Raw genomic sequence first — 17784 nt, forward strand, 5'->3', positions numbered from 1 at the left:
GGAGCACTCGCGCGCCCCGGCAACGGCGATCAGCTTTCGCACTGTCTGATCCGCGCCGCGACCTGGCCCGCACCAAACACTTTCATCAGATCCGCATCCACGGTCATGGCAATGTAGTCTTCATTTTCCGCAGGCTTGATGTAAGTCGAGAAATAGACCGGGCCGGTCGGGAGAACGCCTGTGACACAGGCGCGCAATATCTCGATCTCCGTACTCCCCCTGATGCGCGGCCCCTCGATGCGGGAAAGGCGCACCTTCTCCTGCAATGTTGCAAGCCTTGAAACCTCCTCAGGCTTTATTCTCCACACGCTTGTGGCGGTTCCCGCCCGCTTTTCCGCGTGGAACTGCACGCGGGCGGCGGCGTCCTTATCCTCGATCAACGCAAACGTCTCGACAGTCTCGCCCTTTACGCCGTCTGTAACGCTGCGAATAATCATCACCGCATCACCGGAACCCAATGACAGATGGGCAGGAAGCTGCAGCCCTACACGCACATGCTCGAAATTCATCGTCAGAAAGTCGAGCCGCATCAGCTTGGGAATACTCGAGATGGGCGTGGTCATGCAGCCGGTAAGGAGAAAAAGTAAAATAAGCGAGCGTGTGAAACGCGATAATATCAATGTCACCATGTTTTAAATCCAAAATTATCAAATGTGCGCAATGGCCTTGGCGGGAACAATCCTTCCCGGACCTGAGACCGTCATACCGGTCCGCAGATGTGAGGGAATGACATTGCAGCAGCGTTACGTCTTCCGGAACTCACGGTTCCCTTGAACGTTGACCGCCCTTATGGAATGGCAAGCAGTATGGAGACACGGCATGCATCTCAGAAATCTGGCGCTCTCATACCTTTTCCTCTCCTGCGCCCCGAGCTTTGCCGGCCAGATCGAGGATGCCACCTTCCACAGCGCGGCCCTCAACGCGCCGCTTCCCGTCAACATCTACCGCCCGGATGGCGCTCCACCGGAAAACGGCTGGCCGGTGCTCTACCTCCTGCACGGCCATGATGGTGACCAGAATAGCTGGCGCGATCTCGGCAATATCGAAAAGACGCTCGATACGCTCATCGAGGCCGGCGCCATACGCCCGCTTGTCGTCGTCATGCCTGGTGTCAAGAACAGCTGGTATGTGGATTCCACCGCCGTGGGCGGTCCCGGCGATTACGAAACCGCCCTGACCAGCGATCTGCGCCACCAGATCGAAAAAACACTGCCGGTGCGGAAAGATCGGGAAGGCCGCGCCATTGCCGGCCTCTCCATGGGCGGCTTCGGCGCCCTTCATCTCGCCTATGGCCACGAGGACCTCTATGGCGCCGTCGCCAGCCTGTCGGGCGCCATCTGGCAGAATGTCCCTGCCGCCGATCTCGACAAGACACCTGCCGAACTCAAGCTCATTCAGGACAGTGCTTTCTTTCACCGGGTTGACCGCGCCACCGTTACAAGCGGCATCGTGCTGCCCTCAACCGGCGACCATTTCTCCGGCGCCTTCGGCACGCCTTTCGATGCAAGGCTCTTCAACGAAAAGAACGTCTTCACCCTCGTGGCGCAGCATGTCGCCGAAAGCCAGGATCTGCCCGCCACCTATCTGACCGTTGGAGACGATGACGGCTTCTTCCTCTGGCGCGGCGCCATCGCCCTGCATGAGACGCTACAGGCCGACAAGCGCAAATCTGAATTGCGCGTGACCGATGGCGATCACGTCTGGTCGGTGTGGAAGGTCTCGATCATCGACGCGCTGAAGTTCATCGATGGGGAGTGGGACAAGGCCGCGGACGTAGCCCGGGACTGAGGCATCGCCCTCCCCACCACCGGTTTCATCACTTTCCGGCTCGTTTCTTCCCGCTCGTCGCTGCCACATTCAACGCCACCGCAGCCTGTATCAGCGCCGCTAGCGCCTGGTCATCCACGACATCCCCCTCGTGAAAATCGATCGCGCGCCGCGTGTTTCCCTCCAGGCTGGAATTGAACAGCCCCGCCGGGTCCTCCAGCGACGCGCCCTTGGCAAATGTCATCTTCACCGCGCTTTTGTAGGTTTCACCCGTGCAGAGAATACCGGCATGCGACCAGACCGGCACGCCGCGCCATTTCACCTCTTCGATAACCTCGGGATCGGCCGTCCTGATCACCGCCCGGATATGCGCAAGCGTCTCGCCGCGCCAGTCGCCCAGCTCCGCAATTTTCCGGTCGATGATCTCGGACGCCGCAGCCTCTTCCGCAGCTTTCTCCGTCACAGTTTTTGCCATGATACCCTCCCGATTTCGCCGCGCCGCCGCTCCCGGCCTGCTGCACATCTGTTCCGGTTTTCAGCATAGACCAAAATTTCCTGCGCTCCCATGCGGAACCAAATTCGCCCTTCACCGTTTCTTCCCCGAACGCAACGTTCAGCATACAAAGGGAAGAAACATCATGAAAATCAATGTCATCGCTCTCGCTGCCGCAGCAGCGCTCTCCTCTTCCGTGGCTTTTGCCCAGACGGCAACCACGGCTCCTGCTGCCGGTGCGGATGCCACTTTGTCCGGCCCGGGCATCACCATGGGCACCAAGGCCAGCGGCCCGCTGAAGTTCGTCAATGTCCAGAAGACCGATCTCACCGCCTCCCAGCTTGACGGCATGGACATCTATAACGCCCAGAACGAAAACATCGGCGAAATCGAAGATGTCGTCATCGGCGACGGCAAGTCGGTGATCGGCCTTGTCGCCAGCGTCGGCGGCTTCCTTGGCATCGACAAGAGCTATGTGGTTCTCGATCCCGCTTCCGTCGCCGTCCACAACGACAACGGCACCTGGAAGGCCTATGTCGACACCACCAAGGACGCACTGCAGAACGCACCCAAGCTCGATTACGACAAGCTGGACGACTGATTACCCCTGCAGTCGTACACTTGTCTCCCCCGCGCCGAGGCGCGGGGGTTTTCGTGTGGATTATTCCGCGCAGGAGCCGGCGATCCTCGCCCACATCCCCTTGCCTGACCGCCTGCCCCTCGCCTATCTTCGGCGCGCAAACCACCAAGGATCGATGCGTGCCCGCCCATAGTCTTTTTCCCCTTTCCGTCAGCGCCGCCCTGTTGCTGAGCGCCCTTCCGCTGTCAGCGCAGTCCGCCGGCTGGAAACCCGCCGAGCAGATAAAGACCTATGCCATCAGCGGTAATTCGGGTGGTGCGCTTTACCAGTCGATCGGCGAGCGCGGCCCCACTGCCGGCGTGCAGGCCATTGCCCACACCACCTTCAAGCTGACATGGCGGCGCGATTACCGCCCGCAGCCGGATGGTGCCTGTATTCTCGCCACAGCAAGGCCCAATCTCACCATCATCTATACCTGGCCGAAAGCGCCGGCCAATCTGCCGCCCGCCGTCGCCGCCAGCTGGAAGACCTTCATTTCCGGCGTGGAAACCCATGAGCGCGTCCATGGCGAACACATCCTCGACATGGTGAAAAAGATCGAGGCCTTCAGCACCGGCCTGAGGGCGGAAAACGATCCCAAATGCCAGAAGGTACGCGTCGTGCTGCAGCAGCGGCTGGGCGAGCTTTCCAACGAACAGCGCCAGCGCGGCCGCGATTTCGACCGCGACGAGCTTTCCCCGGGCGGACGGGTGCACCAGCTCATTCTCGCCCTCGTCAACGGTCCGTGACGGGCGCTTACTCCGCCGCCTCGCTTTTCAGCAAGGGCTCGGCCAGCATCACGCTTTCCAGCTCGTAGGAATAGCCCTCGAGCATCGTATAGGCCTGTTCGATCGCCTCGATCTGAGCTTCGGCGTTGCGGATCGCTTCAGCGATGGACTGGCTGCGGGCGCGCAGCATGGAACTCAGCACATCGGTTTCCGGCTTGCGGCCAAGACGGTCCATATGTTTGCGAACCCGGGTGCGGTGCCGTTCCAGTTCGAGAATATGGAAACGGCTTTTCAGAATATCATCGGTCAGCTTGCGGCGCATGGCGGCCACGGGGTCGAAACTGCCGGGCTCGCGTTCGTCCAGAATGAACTCATTGACCAGCGTTTCCAGCATCAGCAGGCCCTTCAGGTCCTTGGCGTCGGCAAGCTGCGGATCATAGCCGGTATCGTCGAACACCTTGCGGCGCACCGGATCCTTCAGAAGCTCATAGGCGGTTTGCAGGCGCGCGAACTGCTCGGCATCGCCACCGCTGTCGGGATGGGCGGCCTTGGCCACCTTGCGGTAAGCCGATTTGATCGCCGCCTCGTCGGCATCGCGCTCCACGCCAAGCAAAACATAGGGATCAATCACAAAAACACCTTCAAACGCAAACTGTTACCCGCACACCTGATGCCACCCTCATAAGGCCTGCGAGTGGATCATAGGCCAAATCCGCCCGGCACGGCACCCCGCCCCGGCGGTTAAACCGGCAAAGCCCACACAAAAGCCTTGCCGCAGGCGGCAGGACGACCGGCGGAAAGCCCTTGAGGCCGAATTTTGTCGGACCCAAGGCGACTATAATGACGGGCAGGACAAAATTGTGGAAAGCGGCGGCAAAACATGCCGCCCCTGCAGCACCGCATTTGCCGCAGCCGGCCCAAAACCATCCTGAAGAAAAGCGTTACCGGCGCGTTTTCAGGAGGTTATGGTGGAACCTCGCCAACGGGTGTAAGCTTGGCTTTTGGATCCTGAGGGAGGACGATCCGATGCCGCAAACCATTACCCAGACCGTCACGGACTACATCCATGCCATGGCCTATGCGGATGAAAGCCTGATGCGTGACGTTTTCGACCCGCGCGCCAGCATCGTCGGAACCTTCGAAGGCGAAATCGAATGGTTATCCCTGGAGGACTTTGTTGACCACATGCGCAAAAGCGAACGTGGCCTCCCCGATCATGATCCCGCTTTCGAAATCATGGGTATCGACAAGGAGGGCGACAGCGCCTCGGTGAAGCTGACGACCCGTTTCGACGGCATGGATTTTTATGAATATTTGTCCCTGCTGGAACGCGACGGCAACTGGTCGATCGTGCACAAGCTTTATCACGTAAAGCCATAGGGATTTTTAAAACCGCCACCCCGCTTTGTGCGCTTCTGCCCGCTCGCGTTCCACTCTCAGCGACGGGCCATAATTGCGATTCTGGTTGCTTTGCCGCTGGAAGAACTAAAACAGATCGCTGTAGATCGCCGTTATCCAGAGCGCGTTAACGAAGAGCCAGACAACACCGAGCCACATAATTTTGCGGCTGCTATCGGTTCTCATTGCCACAACAGCAATCAGCAGGCCGCCGACTATCCTTGCCAGATACCATGGCCCGAGCTGTTCAAAGTGTTCCCTCCCCTTGATGTAGGTGTCCATCAGATCGAAGACGAACGACGCGGCAAACAAGGCAAAAAACGCATGCCGCCTGCGCACGAAAAAACTTTCCCGCTCGGACAACTCCTGAATGTGATCGGGATAAAGCAGCGTCGACATCAAAAAGAAGAGCGACGTGTAAACGAGAACGAAGATGTAAATCCAGAAATTCCAGTTATGGATGAGCCGCAGGGCAAACTCCCACCACCAGAAGTGGACCGCTCCAAGAAGCAGGACAATCGACCAGACGATCTGCGCGTGCATGCGATCGGTTTTTTGCGGCTCCTGCAGCCTTCTGGAAAGACCAGACAACACTCTGGTGATTGCAAGGCCGAGGATGAGGCTAACCAATATCCGCAAATGACCGTATGCATCCATTGGAAGCGCCCGCTGTTGCTCAACTTATCGCTGAACAATATGCTTAAACCCGCAGGCTTTACAATCATCCTGAAAGACCAGGCAATAAAGGGGTCTGTCTCGCGCCCCAGACTAAGCGGCAATCCCGTCGCCCTGTTGGGCGAATTGTTGCCGCATCACTGGGATCGACCGACCAATCCGAGGCGCCAAGGACATATTCGGCGGGCGCTTACGATCCGCCGTTTTTCTTTTCGTTCTTCGCTTGATCGTGGTGCCACTTAATGGCGAAGAACATGCCCGTGCCTAACACGAGAATCTTGAGCGGAAAGACGACTATAGGGAACCAGTCTACCCAATCCCAATCCATCATTTGCATATTTCCAGGCTGTTACTTGACACTATCTGTCGTGAGGAGCGCTACCTCAAAACTGCTGCTGCAACAACTTCATATGCGCGGTCTTTTTGACGCAGCCCCGCCGCTCCGCTTCATCTGCGGCTGTCGTATCCGCCGCGCCCGCCAATCGAAAAACTTGCTTTCCCTGGCGAAAACCGTGCCCGCGCCCCGCTCGAAATTCTTGTCTTTCTTGCTTGGGGCGTCTTGGTGAATTCATTCGGACAGAACTGAACGCCAAGCGGCTTCACGTCATCATGGCGCAAGGAAACGCGCTGGCGACGGAATGTAAAATGCGCCGCGCAGCAAAATGGATGATTTTGAACGACAAGATAAAACATTGATAAACAATGAGAAAACTGGTGCCCCCGACAAGGTTCGAACTCGTGACCCCCTGATTACAAATCAACCAAAATGTAAAATACAGCTTTCTCGAGCAATGATTTGAAAATCAAAAATAAACGCCATCGCATTGAAACGCCTCAGAAATGTTAACATTTTATCGGTTTGTCAAACCAATTGAGAGGACCTCCGAGGCTACCTGTCCCACTCTTGCACAAGAAACCCGGTGGCCCCAGGGTGGCCCCAATCAGAGTTGGTGGCCCTAAAATATCAGGAGGTCTAGGTGGCCGAATACATAGATAAGAAAACCATTGATAGGGCGCGGTCTGCCGCGCAGTCTCGCACCGCAGCCGTGTTCCGAGACAGCGACGTCGCCGGCTTATGCATCCAAGTGAAAAACGGAAGTGCCCATTGGTGGGTCATGACCAAGAACAACAAGATTTCCTTCGCGCCGCTGGACGGGTTCAGAGTCGATCAGATGCCCCTCGTTCGGGAAATAGCCGCGAAGATAAAGGCGAGCTGGAAAGCTGGTCGGAAAAACAATGACATTAAAATCATGGTTTCCGCTCTTTTATCGCAGCCTACCACTACACCATCCGTCGAAGCTGCGGAGAATGTTGCGGCCGTGAAAATCGACGGCGCGTGGACGTGGGAGGTTCTTCGGGACGAATATCTCGCGTGGGCGAAGATATACAAGAGCGATGCAATGTATGCGACTTATCGCTCAGCGCTTGGAGCTGCGAAAAACAGTAAACTGACCTCCGATTTCAAACACATCGCAGGCAAGCCGATCGCGAATCTCACACAACTCGATATCCTGACCGTTCGGCAGAACATTCTCGAGCGCGGCGGGATGGTCAACGGCATTCCCAAGGACAATGTGCGAGCGGCTGAGCAAACGGAAAACGGGCTCAAGGCAGCCTTCAAGTTCGCAATGGACCCGCGACGCGTTACCGGGTTGAAAATGAATCCAACCATCGGACTGCCGGCCGTCGACCAACCGGATTTGAAGAAGCGCGATATTGTGAACGCAGACGATATTTTCGACCGTCCGTATATGTCTCTTAAACAGCTACACGATTTCCTCTTCTGGTTGGAAGACAAAGAGTTTTCTCACGAAGCAAAACGAGCTGTCACGCTTCAAGCATTGACGGGGCAACGAATAGAAACCGTCACGACGACGTTTCATAATCAGATGGCAAGGACGTACGGCTCCGTGTTGTTCGATTACGTTTGGTATTTGGGACCAGACAAGAATAAGCTCTATCGTCCGCTCCCCCTGCCGTCTTGGGCGGCATGGGCAGGACATACCGCTTTGATGCGATACCGGGAGCGATCCCCCGATAAAGACGCTAATAACTTCCTCTTCCCGCAATTGAAGAAGCGCTACGCCCACATACCTGGTAACGGACATATATCGAACAAGCTTATCAATGACATTTTTCAGGCTGCGCGAAAGCCTGGGGGACCCTTAGAAGGAACCGCCTTCGCCAGTCACGACTTGCGGCGAGCGTTCGTCAGCCACGTCGGAAAGAAGGGCCGCAAACTCGGATTCCCGTATGACGATATCGTAAGCGAGGTTGCAAAGGTCACGCATAAGGGCGAAGGCAAGATCAGCGTCATCCAGAAATTCTATGATCTGGACACCGATTCATCCCTGAAACTGAAGATGCTTCAGCTCTGGCAAGACATGATCCTCGGAGCGTACGGAGAAGCCAAGCGCCCGGATGATCGCTGGTTCGAACTGGATGAACCCGAGGTGCCGTTAACTCGTGAAAAATGGCTCCAAATGCAGGAACAAACGGAAGACGATTTCCAGGAGTTCGGCGTCTTTGGGGAGTACACCGAACCCGATTAGGCTATAGCACGAGTCTCCATTCGAAGAGACATCGCCAAGGACAACCGCACATTATACTTCGACATCGGCGAATACAATTCTTGGCATATGAAAGCTCTTCTGAACGTAATGCCAAAGCGCCAAGCGCATTCGAAGATACTAAATTACTTCATCCCTATCCTAATCAATAGTTGTACGGAACCCATTCAACGGGCTGAACATCAGACTCGAAAGTCGGTGGGATGACCGTCTTTCGCCTACGCACACCGAGCTACAAGCGATCTTCAAGGCCCCGGAAAAACAGGCCACATGAGGCAGATTCATACGCCGGCGAGCTCGAAGTGCCGAGCATCAGCGGGATGCTCGGTTCAACTAAAGGGTCTACAAGTCAAGCCAGTTAGGATGCTAGGAAGCCTGTGGTTCGCAAATCGTCTTCGATTTTCGCGAATGCTAGCCGCGCCTGTTCAAACTGCTCTACAGTGATAGAGCCCGAATGCGCCTCTTCAGTTCGAACTTTTCGAATTGCTTCCATATAGAATTCAAAATCGTTCTTACCGATGGTGAACATTTTTTCGAACAGGGGCCATTTGGCTAAAATTATTTTTGATAGGTCGCTCAAATTGAGGTCGATGGAGTTAGGTTGTAGGGCAGCCGAGAAGCCGCGCTCTGTAAGTCTCTTCAAGCTTACGCCAGTCACAATTGCAGTTGCTTCTTTCTGGGCTTTGGCTCCAAAGTTGGCCATGAAAATCGCGAGAATTACCCGTCGCATGGCTGGCTCGATCAGCGATCTCCGGGCCGCGACTTCGACTTGTCGTTCTTGGTTGGTTTTTACTGGTCTCGTGAATTTAGACTTCTTTTGGAGATGCTCGCGTACTGACTCAATTCGGAAGTAATAACCATCAGCACCTTTTGCAATCAGGCCGTAGCCGATCAAGTGGCTTGTCAGTGTTATATCACTCGCGAATGAGTTAAATAGCTCAAGGTCGTTATTCGCTAGAGCGGTTAGCATAATGTATTCGTCTGGAAAGTCTCTAACGATAACATCGAGTATCATATCCGTATAATTCGCATAATTTACGTCGAACTCTGACTTTGATTTTACATACAAAGATTTATCTACGTTGTGAGGCCGATTTGTTGGTGTATTTTTATTTATTATCGAGCATACGTGCCTAACTAGGTACGGATGTCCCCCAAGATCATCGTGAAGCCGGGAATAAACAAGGTCATCAAATTTCAGACCCATATAGAGACCGAGTTTTCTGACCATTTCTGATGTTTGTTGGAAATCAAAGCTAGGAATATATTCTACTGGAACGCTGTTAAATATTGGATTGTCATGACCTTGTATGAATGGAGTCTCGATAGACTGCGGATTTGTCCCAATCAATACGAATGAGAAAACCCCTGTGTGGCGTTGGAACGCAGACCTTATTGCTTGCCAAAAAAGTATGAAATCGGTTCCATTGGCCCAATGCGAAGACGACCCTGTTTTTGGTGAGATTCGTTCTATTTCATCGAATGCGATGAGAATTGGGCTTCTCTTTAGTGCCGAGTATATCGATTTTACGTCATAGAAAAACTGATCCGCCGCATTTGTCGCGGTATACTTATCTACTTCTACGAGGTTTTTCTTTAATCCATACTTGGTTAGGGTTTGTTGCAATATGTACGGGAGAAGTTCATGCCATCTACGTTGATGCACTGATGGGCTTTGGCAGTCGACCGGAACGAATGACACCCCGTTTATTTTGCTCGCACGTTCCAACCCAAAAACGATTGAAGTTTTTCCGCTTCTCCGCAATCCGAATAGTGCAGAGTTTTCGTTCGAGCGGTGGCGCGACAATATGTTGTTTATTAGGTCTGATCGACCAAAAAAGTATGTGTCACGCTTGAGCGGACTCTCGAATGCGAAGAGGTCGCGAGAGAAAAAGTGGTGCCGAAATCTATTTAATATAAGTGACGGGTCTCTGTCATTGATAAGTTCGTCATAAGTAAATGGAACAATTACGGGAAGCTCTGGGTCGTTCTTTAGGACGTCGGTAATTCTCTCGACGATTTTACGGTCCCTGCTGATGAGAACGCGGCAGATGGGGTCAGTTCTGAGCTGATTAAACCGGCTCGCTGCTGCCTCGAACGCATCGATGGTGCGCACCTCGAATTCATCGTAATTGCTAAACACTGCAATTATTTCCCGCTCTAAATTGAACATTTTAGCGGATGGGTCGCAAGGTTTGCCTAGAAAGGCGCGATATGTGCTCGTTTCAGACAGATGCAGCGGTTTTATGGGTGTGGTGACAAACCATTCAGTAGCGAAGCGCTTGATAATGTGCTGCTCTTCCCCGCTATAAGTGTCGAAATCAAAATTGGGATGTACGCCTGGTGTAGCCATGTCGCTGTCTATCTAAGAAAGGGTTAGAAATAATGGTGGTGTCTTCTTCATCATAGTCGCGATAAAAAATCGATAACAATCAGGGGCTGTGGTCGCTAACAGGAATTTTTAATGCCGTTGACCTGCCCGATCGTTATCGAAGTCATACTAGATTTAAGCCGTCCGGCCCTCGGAGAGCCGATGTCATGAGCTTGCGAATGACTGTAGTCGGTCACTACAGTTGTACTTTTTGGCTTTCCGCCGGCGAAGTTCAGGGGCACTCTCGGGTTATTCCTTTGAGTACCTAAGATGCCGCGTCCTCCTCTTTACTTCACCCTCGTTCGCCTTGCAGACGGCGATCTGGCATCCCCCACTGTCATCCGCAAGCCGACAGAGTTTTTCGCGCAGTTGCGATCTTATGGTTTTACCGAACATTCAGGGGCCGCGTCACCGAAACTAGCGGAAATGCAAACGGGCGCTTTTCTGGATACCGTCGCTGGTGTTTTCAGCGTATCTCGCGATCGACCGTTCACATACATTATCCCAGAGGGAATGCCCCGCGCCGAGTGGCTGGCGGCTATGGAGGAGAAGGCTCACGATCCGCGTTTTTTTCTCCGGGAGCGTGACGGCGAGTTTTCTTATTGCACGATCATACCTCGTCTCAAGTGACGTGCGATCATGGCGTACCAGTTCGTCCACCTCGAATCGTGGTCGCGTAAACCCGACGCCAAGGGCAGGTCTACGGATTTTATCTTCGACGAAGCGTCCCGCAAACCCATCGCGTCCGTCCACGTCACCGATCCCAAACACCCGACGGTGATTTACGGCCTCGGCATCGATGAAGTCCGCCAGATGCACGATACGGCAGCGGCGGCGGCAATGACGCCTGGTGCGCGGGGCAAGCTTCGGAAACTCGATTCCAAACAGAAGACCCTGCACACGGTCGTCGCCTCGCATCCTTATACCGTCGAGGAAGTCCGCGCCGATCCAACAAAGGCGGCGGAAGTACGGGACTGGGAGCGGAGGACGATTGCATGGTTGCGGAAGCAATATGGTCCCGCATTGAAATCGGTCCTCCGCCACACCGACGAAAAGCAATGGCATGTGCATGCCTACGTGCTGCCGACGAATGATCCACAGATGCGGGCGGGCATCTATCATCCCGGCGCTGTTGCCAAAAAGGCAGTGAAGGCGGGCGGCAGACGAGACGGCGAGGATGGCAAGGCGCTCAACAAGCGCGCGGACGTCGCTTACAAGGCCGCAATGCGGGACTGGCAGGATTCATACCACGAAACCGTCGCCGTCCCATGTGGACTGACGCGTCTAGGCCCCGCACGCCGCCGTCTTACAAGGGAAGAGTGGAAAGCCGAGCAAGCCCAAGCACGGGCGCTCCAGAATGCCCTTGACTGGGCGGAAGCCGTGAAACGGCAGGGGCAAGACTACATCAATCGCACCAAGGCGGAGGCGACCGCCGCCAAGGCAGAATTGGCACAGATCAGGGCATCCACTGAGCGTCTGACCGGGATCGGCGGCGCTGTCCGTGCCGTCGTGGACGGTATTCAGGACTCCCGAATCCGCGACCAAATCCGCAAGGAGTTTGCCCGCGATCTTGCAGCCGCAAAGGCTGCGGTGGAAAAAGCGCAAACGGAGACCGCGAAAGCAAAAACCTCCCAGCGTAATGCCGAGAAGCAGGCTGCCGAGCAACGTCACGCTTTCCGTCAACAGCGGGAACGGCTTGTGGCCGCGCAGCAGGAAATCCGGGCGTTGTCGCAGGCGCTTGCCGCCGCGCTGGAGGAACCAGCACCGACACCGGGAGCGCCAGCACCATGATGACAACAGGCGAAGAGATTTCCTGGACAAATGCCCGCGCGATCCTGCACGACATTGGCATGGCACACCTAGATTGGGCGCATGGTGTTGCCGTCAACATCGTGCGGCAGTGCCAGAACACACGGCATCGCCCGACCTACCATCAACAGACGTTTCTGGAGGCAGAATCTCCAGCCCTTCTGGCGTACCTCGAAAAGCTGGCGTCGTCGGGCGATAGCGTCGGATGGCGGACGCTTCGGGATCGTGTCCAGGTGCATGCTGATACTCTTCGAGATAGCGACATGCAGCCATGTCGCCGGCCATGGCTGGCGGCAATCTGGCACGCGCTCCCTGAACTGGCTGCGATAGGTCAGTCGATCCTCGACAAGCCGTCAAAACCAAAGAGTGTGGCCGATTTCGAAGTCATGCCTGGTTCGGCGGATACAGACTCTGCGTCGGGGAGCGGTGGAGACAAGAAGGGTAGCGCGGGGAAAACCGGATCGGCTGGAACGGTGGCGAAACCCTCATCACGGCTGAAGCTGCCGATCGTCGCGGTTATCCTGACTGAAGCCGAAAAGAAGGCGCTCGGCCTCGACAAACCCGCCTCGGATGCCGACGCGAGAGATGAGGTCACGCCTGACGGTCCGGACGGGACGAACCACACATCGGGTCAAACAATGTCGGGAGGCCCGAAATGATTGATCTGTTGGCTGAACCGCCGGCCACCGATATCGCATGGCAGATTGTCAACGCGGTGCTGCCGAGTGAGGCGACGACGATGTACGGCCGCGTCCTCCAGGTCTTCAACTCGGTCCTGTTTTTCCTTGGCGGACTCTTTTTTGCCTACCAAGCTCTTCAGGGCATCGTTGCCTCGGCCCGCACCGGACAGGCGCTCGGCGAACGATGGCATACCATATGGACGCCATTGCGGGTAGTCGTGGGGCTCGGGCTACTCTTACCGACGCCGCAGACTGGCTTTTCCAGTGTTCATTACCTCCTTCGGGATTTCGTTGCCCGTCCTGGCATCAATCTCGGCAATGCCTTGTCGAATACGGCCATAACTACCGTCGTGAAGGAGGGCGTCACCATTACGCCCGCCTCCTCGAACGGGTCTAGCATCGCGATGATGGTGCTGCGGCACGAAGTGTGTGCGGCGGTCTACAACCAGGCGGGCAATCTTTGGGGTTGGAATGCGCGACTGTCCGATCCCGAGGGAAATGTATCCGGTCTCGGCATCCTGGGGTACGAAAAGCGGATCACCTGGGCTTACGGTCCCACCTGTGGCCAGTTTTCCGTCAGTGCGCTTGATGATCGCGCCACATTCTCGAACGCAAGGCGAGAAGCTATAAAGATGTTCGTAAACGCGTTCCGCGCGGAGTCCGGCAGATATGCCCAGCTTGCCGCCGAAACCTCCGGGCTATCGTCCGCTGGTGCTGCGGCGAAGGCGGTGACATCCAATGTGCTATCGCCCGATCTCGTCCAGCGCATCCGCTCAATGGGAGCCGCCTATGATCGTGCGATGACGGCAGCCGCAAAGGAAGAGGCAAAGACCGTCGCGACCGCCTCCCGTGACGCTCTTGTAAGGGATGCCCGTGAACAGGGGTTCCTGACCACGGGCATGTACTGGAGCACTCTGGCGCAGGTTTCTGAAATCACGACGGCGATGACGAACGAACGGCCCGAGGATACACCGCCCCGTATTGATGGCGACTTCGGTGAAGCGATCCAGAAAGCGTTCGACGTGCTTCGCTTGCAGGTGTCGGGCGAAGCGGAACGGCAGGCGTTGAGCGCCAACGATTTCGCGGCAGCCGGCGACGAGACTGCTGACCCCGCCACGAAAATCATCGCGCCGATATCGCGCTCGATCATCGAATGGGCCGCGACGTCCGCTGATGATGGGCAGCCTCGTGATGAGATGGGCATTCTGGTTTCGTCGGGTCATGCGATGATGGCGGGTGTCTCCGCCGCCATCGCCGCGGGTGGTGTGATCGCGGGCGTTGCAGGGAACAAGGTCGCTGAGTTCTTCGGAGCGGCGGCAATTGACTACTTCCTCGACTGGTCGAGGTTCGCCATCATTCCTGTGTGGATCATGGGTGCGCTCAGGGCCTACGTGATCCCCATTATGCCGCATGTTTTCATGCTGGTGTCCGGCGTGGCCCTGCTCGTTTCCGTGATGGAGGCGATGGTTGCCCTGACGATCTGGTGCCTTCGCTGGCTAAAACTCGACGGCAACGATGATTTCGCGGGAGACAGCGTCAAGCTCGGTCTTCTGTTTCTCGTCAATATCTTCCTGCGGCCGGCATTGGCAATGCTCGCGGTGTTCGCTGCCTATGGGGTTTTTAATCCTGTCCTCGGAATGCTGGACCGTCTGTGGGCAACCGCTTTCCTCGCGCAATCGGGCGGGCACATTGTCGGCCTTCCCGGTTACATCGTGATGACCTTCGGGCAGACGTACATGATCTGGTACGTCGTTCTCAAGACCTACGGGCAGATATGGGCTCTTCCTGACCGAGTTCTGGCCTGGTCCGGTCAAAGCACGTCCTACGGCGAATCCGGGCTCGTTTCCGGTGCGTTCGGCGGAATGATCGCAGTTGCCGGACGCGGGATGATGCCCAAGACTATTCTTCCAGGGCTTTCGAAAAAGGGAGGAAAACCGAAATGAAGAAACTCATGGTCTGGACGGCTTCTGGATTTGGTTTGGCACTGGCCTGCGGCTTGTCGGGGCTGCCGCACCTGTCGGCCACGGTCATCACGCTGACCGCATTTTGCGCCGTGCCGGCGCTCCTTGTTGTGGCGCTTGATGTCCTGTCTCGCAGAGGAGTGGTGCGATGAGGGGCGTAATAATCGCCGTTATCCTTGCGGCAATCTCCACGGGAAACGCCAGTGCTGAAACCTTCCGGTTTCCCGCCTCGGCACGGGCGGCTTACGGTGTCCCGCAAGTCGACATTGCCATGTCCGTCTACATGCACCCGGATTGCGCGGGCCGTTGGTCCGTAGATTACCCGGCAGGCTTCGCGTTTCGACGCGCTGGTCCAAATGGCGGGAACCTCTACGGCAACCCAGGCCGAGGAACATATGACGTCGCCCTCAAAACAGAAGCCTGTCCGTCGCGGGGGTCTGATTACGTTGAGCCGGCCCGCATGACCTGGCACAAAGTTGTCGTCTACTGAGGAGGACCCATGAAAACGATCCTGACCACCATTTTCCTCGCCTTGGCGACCTTATCGGCTAACGCCGGATCACTCTTGCAGCCGCCTGCCGACGCACTGCGCGTGGAGTTCACCAGTCCCGACACCTCGCCGACCGAACGCCTGAAGGCGGGTCAGCCGCTGACTGTGGGTGTCGTCGTCACGAGGTCGACGGGGGCTGTCCAGATCGTGCCGACGGCAACGCCGGACTGGATGGCCTTCAATCCGAAGACCCACCAATTTTCAGGGGTCCCCGTAGAAGGCGAGGATGAACTCGCCGTGCGGGTGACTGATGCCGGAACGGGGCAGACGGCGACGGGCATCCTCTCTTTCGCCATTAAAGGCGTCGCAGAGTAAGTTTTAAAATACATCTTACAACTTACTGTTTTTAACGCGGTAATCGCATTTTCCTGTCGACGCGCCGACGTGGCCCCGGCATCCTTAAATCATCGAAGGGACGCAAGGAACTTCGGTTATTATCTTTCCCCATGAGGGATTAGGAGAGATCAGGTCTTTGACTTGAAATGTCCGGTATCGTTCCCTGCGAGGGATCATTTCGACCGCCGAAGGCGGCTCTGAAATATGTGGTGTTATCGGAATTTAAACTGACGAGACTACCGTTGACCGCCTTGCATGCGGATTTGGAAAGGGCGGCAGAAATGCCGCCCTTTTTTGGGATCGTCGGTCAAACTTCATCCCCCTTAACGCGTCATGTGAAAATCCATGACGTCATCGGGTGCATCGCCCTGTTCCGACTGGTGCCAACTTGAAGTGACGCCCTGCATCAACTCCTTGAGATCGATCGGGCGCGGACGGCGGCGCTCAACTCCACCCTGCACGGGTTCCGGGTTATTACCGTTGCGGGCGTTTTCAAAGGCGCGGTAATGGCGCAATGCCTGACGAAGCTCGGATTTGGTGCCGTTGGACAGGGCTTCGAAGCCTGACGCGCTTTCCAAGGCCGCGATCTCCAAGGCTTCATTCTCGAAGGTGCGGCCCAAAAGCATATAGCGGGCGCGCCCAAGGCTCGACTTGATGTTGCGTGCGGTTGCGCGTGAGCGCTGGTTGCCACGAACAAGCCACTGCATGAAGCGTTCCTCGGTCTTCGGAGAAATCTTTCCCGTTTGACGGTCGAGGATGACCTTTCCGATGATTTCGGCAGCCGTTGGCGGGACGGCGTTGGCGATCATCACCATGATGCGGCGCTTGTTTTTCGAACACCATTTCCAGCCCTCGGGAAACCCCTGGATACGGGACAGGAATTTCTGGTGGCCAACAGCTGCGTCTTCCAGCGGAGCACTGTCGTTCGGGTGTGCCTCGTACTTTGCCTTCAGCGCTGCCGACGGCGGTTCGCCTGACGTTCTGGTAATAGTCGCGTAGGGCTCATCAACGCTACGGACGGCACGGCCGGCGCGAAGCGGCCGCGTGTAGATGTGTCCTTTCACAACGATATCGAGATTGTATTCCGGTCGCCACTGGTTCTCCGCAGTCGGCATTTCGCCCATCGCTTTGGTGAATTCCCGCCGCACGGATTTCGGTACGTCGGTGGCGGCATCCGCGATTGCGCCTTCAATGAACCCATCACGTTCGCCGAGACGTCCCACGACGATCAGACGACGTCGCGCCTCTGGCGTATTGTAGTAGGAAAAATCGACCCGGCACTCTGAGATGCCGTAGCCAGCTTTCTTGAGCATGGCTCGTGCCTCGGCCCACGATTGGGAGCGTGCGGCTTGGACGACGTTTTCCATGATGAACCACTCAGGGCGCACCGCCGCGATGGTGATCGCATACGCCAGGGTCAGTCGGGCGTTCTTGCCCTCGGCACGCTTGCCGGCCACGGAGAAGTCCTGACATGGAGGGCCACCCGCGATGAGGTCGGGTTTCAGGTCCACGATATCCGGGATAATGCTGAGAAGATCGGACAGGTCACGCTGATGAACGTGGTCGCCAATGTTCGTGCGGTAGGTCTCGACCGCGTCCGGCATGCTGTCATAAGCAGCGACGACATCAAAGCCAGCGCGCTTGAGACCAAGCGACATACCGCCCGCACCACAGAAAAGTTCAACAACCTTCATTCGATCTTCCTTTCCCGACGCCCGGTTCACCCGCTGTGTAGCGGTGGCGCGTTAATGGAAGTCCGAAAAAACCGTTAAAGGTTTAGCGAAGGTGTAAATTTTTGGATGTCGAAATTAAACACCCATCACCCAA

Annotated in this window: 17 protein-coding genes; 11 read left to right on the forward strand and 6 right to left on the reverse strand. The window is 56.2% G+C overall.

The window, feature by feature from the left end:
- Positions 1–29: 29 nt before the first annotated feature.
- Entirely contained in the window at positions 30–563 is a 534-nt protein-coding gene (locus ASB65_RS06225; RefSeq protein ID WP_233282975.1) for a hypothetical protein, read from the reverse strand.
- 256 nt (positions 564–819) lie between these two features.
- Here ASB65_RS06225 and ASB65_RS06230 point away from each other — a divergent pair, with 256 nt between their 5' ends.
- Positions 820–1788, forward strand: coding sequence for an alpha/beta hydrolase (locus tag ASB65_RS06230; protein ID WP_060723337.1), 969 nt, complete (start codon positions 820–822; stop codon positions 1786–1788).
- A gap of 28 nt (positions 1789–1816) precedes the next feature.
- Here the strand turns inward: ASB65_RS06230 and ASB65_RS06235 are convergent, their stop codons facing one another.
- Positions 1817–2242 (reverse strand): DUF1801 domain-containing protein, encoded by a 426-nt coding sequence (locus tag ASB65_RS06235; protein WP_060723338.1) that lies wholly within the window; start codon positions 2240–2242, stop codon positions 1817–1819.
- 163 nt (positions 2243–2405) lie between these two features.
- Between ASB65_RS06235 and ASB65_RS06240 the strand changes: the two genes are divergently transcribed.
- Positions 2406–2861 carry a PRC-barrel domain-containing protein gene (locus tag ASB65_RS06240; protein ID WP_060723339.1) on the forward strand — a complete coding sequence of 152 codons (456 nt, stop codon included), beginning with the start codon at positions 2406–2408 and terminating at the stop codon, positions 2859–2861.
- A gap of 158 nt (positions 2862–3019) precedes the next feature.
- Entirely contained in the window at positions 3020–3628 is a 609-nt protein-coding gene (locus ASB65_RS06245; RefSeq protein ID WP_060723340.1) for a DUF922 domain-containing Zn-dependent protease, read from the forward strand.
- A gap of 7 nt (positions 3629–3635) precedes the next feature.
- Here ASB65_RS06245 and ASB65_RS06250 read toward each other — a convergent pair whose 3' ends face one another.
- Positions 3636–4238, reverse strand: coding sequence for a J domain-containing protein (locus tag ASB65_RS06250; protein ID WP_060723341.1), 603 nt, complete (start codon positions 4236–4238; stop codon positions 3636–3638).
- Positions 4239–4633: 395 nt separating this feature from the next.
- On the opposite strand from ASB65_RS06250, the gene ASB65_RS06255 reads away from it, so the two are divergent.
- On the forward strand, positions 4634–4987 hold the full coding sequence (locus ASB65_RS06255; protein WP_003507612.1) for a nuclear transport factor 2 family protein: 354 nt from the start codon (positions 4634–4636) through the stop codon (positions 4985–4987).
- 105 nt (positions 4988–5092) lie between these two features.
- Here ASB65_RS06255 and ASB65_RS06260 read toward each other — a convergent pair whose 3' ends face one another.
- Positions 5093–5662, reverse strand: a complete 570-nt coding sequence (locus tag ASB65_RS06260) for a hypothetical protein (RefSeq protein ID WP_060723342.1) — start codon at positions 5660–5662, stop codon at positions 5093–5095.
- A 995-nt stretch (positions 5663–6657) separates the two neighbouring features.
- Here ASB65_RS06260 and ASB65_RS06265 point away from each other — a divergent pair.
- Positions 6658–8232, forward strand: a complete 1575-nt coding sequence (locus tag ASB65_RS06265; RefSeq protein WP_060723343.1) for a hypothetical protein — start codon at positions 6658–6660, stop codon at positions 8230–8232.
- Between the two features lie 376 nt (positions 8233–8608).
- On the opposite strand, the gene ASB65_RS06270 is transcribed toward ASB65_RS06265, so the two are convergent.
- Positions 8609–10603, reverse strand: coding sequence for an ATP-binding protein (locus ASB65_RS06270; RefSeq protein WP_065695071.1), 1995 nt, complete (start codon positions 10601–10603; stop codon positions 8609–8611).
- A 288-nt stretch (positions 10604–10891) separates the two neighbouring features.
- Between ASB65_RS06270 and ASB65_RS06275 the strand changes: the two genes are divergently transcribed.
- From ASB65_RS06275 to ASB65_RS06300, 6 genes are all read left to right on the forward strand, one after another.
- Positions 10892–11251, forward strand: a complete 360-nt coding sequence (locus tag ASB65_RS06275; RefSeq protein WP_060723345.1) for a hypothetical protein — start codon at positions 10892–10894, stop codon at positions 11249–11251.
- 9 nt (positions 11252–11260) lie between these two features.
- Positions 11261–12412, forward strand: coding sequence for a hypothetical protein (locus tag ASB65_RS06280; RefSeq protein WP_060723346.1), 1152 nt, complete (start codon positions 11261–11263; stop codon positions 12410–12412).
- The gene (locus tag ASB65_RS06285) at positions 12409–13089 is read left to right on the forward strand and encodes a hypothetical protein (protein ID WP_060723347.1); all 681 of its coding nucleotides are present in this window, start codon (positions 12409–12411) and stop codon (positions 13087–13089) included. Before ASB65_RS06280 ends, ASB65_RS06285 begins: the two co-directional genes overlap by 4 nt.
- Positions 13086–15053, forward strand: a complete 1968-nt coding sequence (locus ASB65_RS06290) for a DotA/TraY family protein (RefSeq protein ID WP_060723348.1) — start codon at positions 13086–13088, stop codon at positions 15051–15053. Before ASB65_RS06285 ends, ASB65_RS06290 begins: the two co-directional genes overlap by 4 nt.
- Positions 15050–15223: a hypothetical protein gene (locus ASB65_RS28065; RefSeq protein WP_153464113.1), complete on the forward strand. Its 174-nt coding sequence runs from the start codon at positions 15050–15052 to the stop codon at positions 15221–15223. The genes ASB65_RS06290 and ASB65_RS28065 overlap by 4 nt, the downstream gene beginning before the upstream one ends.
- A gap of 347 nt (positions 15224–15570) precedes the next feature.
- The gene (locus tag ASB65_RS06300) at positions 15571–15936 is read left to right on the forward strand and encodes a hypothetical protein (protein ID WP_060723350.1); all 366 of its coding nucleotides are present in this window, start codon (positions 15571–15573) and stop codon (positions 15934–15936) included.
- Positions 15937–16280: 344 nt separating this feature from the next.
- Here ASB65_RS06300 and ASB65_RS06305 read toward each other — a convergent pair whose 3' ends face one another.
- Positions 16281–17651 (reverse strand): DNA cytosine methyltransferase, encoded by a 1371-nt coding sequence (locus tag ASB65_RS06305; RefSeq protein WP_060723351.1) that lies wholly within the window; start codon positions 17649–17651, stop codon positions 16281–16283.
- Positions 17652–17784: the final 133 nt, after the last annotated feature.

The sequence above is a fragment of the Agrobacterium tumefaciens str. B6 genome, from assembly GCF_001541315.1.
GTDB classification, from domain to species: Bacteria; Pseudomonadota; Alphaproteobacteria; order Rhizobiales; family Rhizobiaceae; genus Agrobacterium; species Agrobacterium radiobacter.

Excerpts from the sequence above, each read along its gene's own strand:
- ASB65_RS06225 (WP_233282975.1), bottom strand. The coding sequence starts at position 563 with ATGACCACGCCCATCTCGAGTATTCCCAAGCTGATGCGGCTCGACTTT.
- ASB65_RS06230 (WP_060723337.1), top strand. The coding sequence starts at position 820 with ATGCATCTCAGAAATCTGGCGCTCTCATACCTTTTCCTCTCCTGCGCC.
- ASB65_RS06235 (WP_060723338.1), bottom strand. The coding sequence starts at position 2,242 with ATGGCAAAAACTGTGACGGAGAAAGCTGCGGAAGAGGCTGCGGCGTCC.
- ASB65_RS06240 (WP_060723339.1), top strand. The coding sequence starts at position 2,406 with ATGAAAATCAATGTCATCGCTCTCGCTGCCGCAGCAGCGCTCTCCTCT.
- ASB65_RS06255 (WP_003507612.1), top strand. The coding sequence starts at position 4,634 with ATGCCGCAAACCATTACCCAGACCGTCACGGACTACATCCATGCCATG.
- ASB65_RS06260 (WP_060723342.1), bottom strand. The coding sequence starts at position 5,662 with ATGGATGCATACGGTCATTTGCGGATATTGGTTAGCCTCATCCTCGGC.
- ASB65_RS06270 (WP_065695071.1), bottom strand. The coding sequence starts at position 10,603 with ATGGCTACACCAGGCGTACATCCCAATTTTGATTTCGACACTTATAGC.
- ASB65_RS06275 (WP_060723345.1), top strand. The coding sequence starts at position 10,892 with ATGCCGCGTCCTCCTCTTTACTTCACCCTCGTTCGCCTTGCAGACGGC.
- ASB65_RS06280 (WP_060723346.1), top strand. The coding sequence starts at position 11,261 with ATGGCGTACCAGTTCGTCCACCTCGAATCGTGGTCGCGTAAACCCGAC.
- ASB65_RS06285 (WP_060723347.1), top strand. The coding sequence starts at position 12,409 with ATGATGACAACAGGCGAAGAGATTTCCTGGACAAATGCCCGCGCGATC.
- ASB65_RS06290 (WP_060723348.1), top strand. The coding sequence starts at position 13,086 with ATGATTGATCTGTTGGCTGAACCGCCGGCCACCGATATCGCATGGCAG.
- ASB65_RS28065 (WP_153464113.1), top strand. The coding sequence starts at position 15,050 with ATGAAGAAACTCATGGTCTGGACGGCTTCTGGATTTGGTTTGGCACTG.
- ASB65_RS06300 (WP_060723350.1), top strand. The coding sequence starts at position 15,571 with ATGAAAACGATCCTGACCACCATTTTCCTCGCCTTGGCGACCTTATCG.
- ASB65_RS06305 (WP_060723351.1), bottom strand. The coding sequence starts at position 17,651 with ATGAAGGTTGTTGAACTTTTCTGTGGTGCGGGCGGTATGTCGCTTGGT.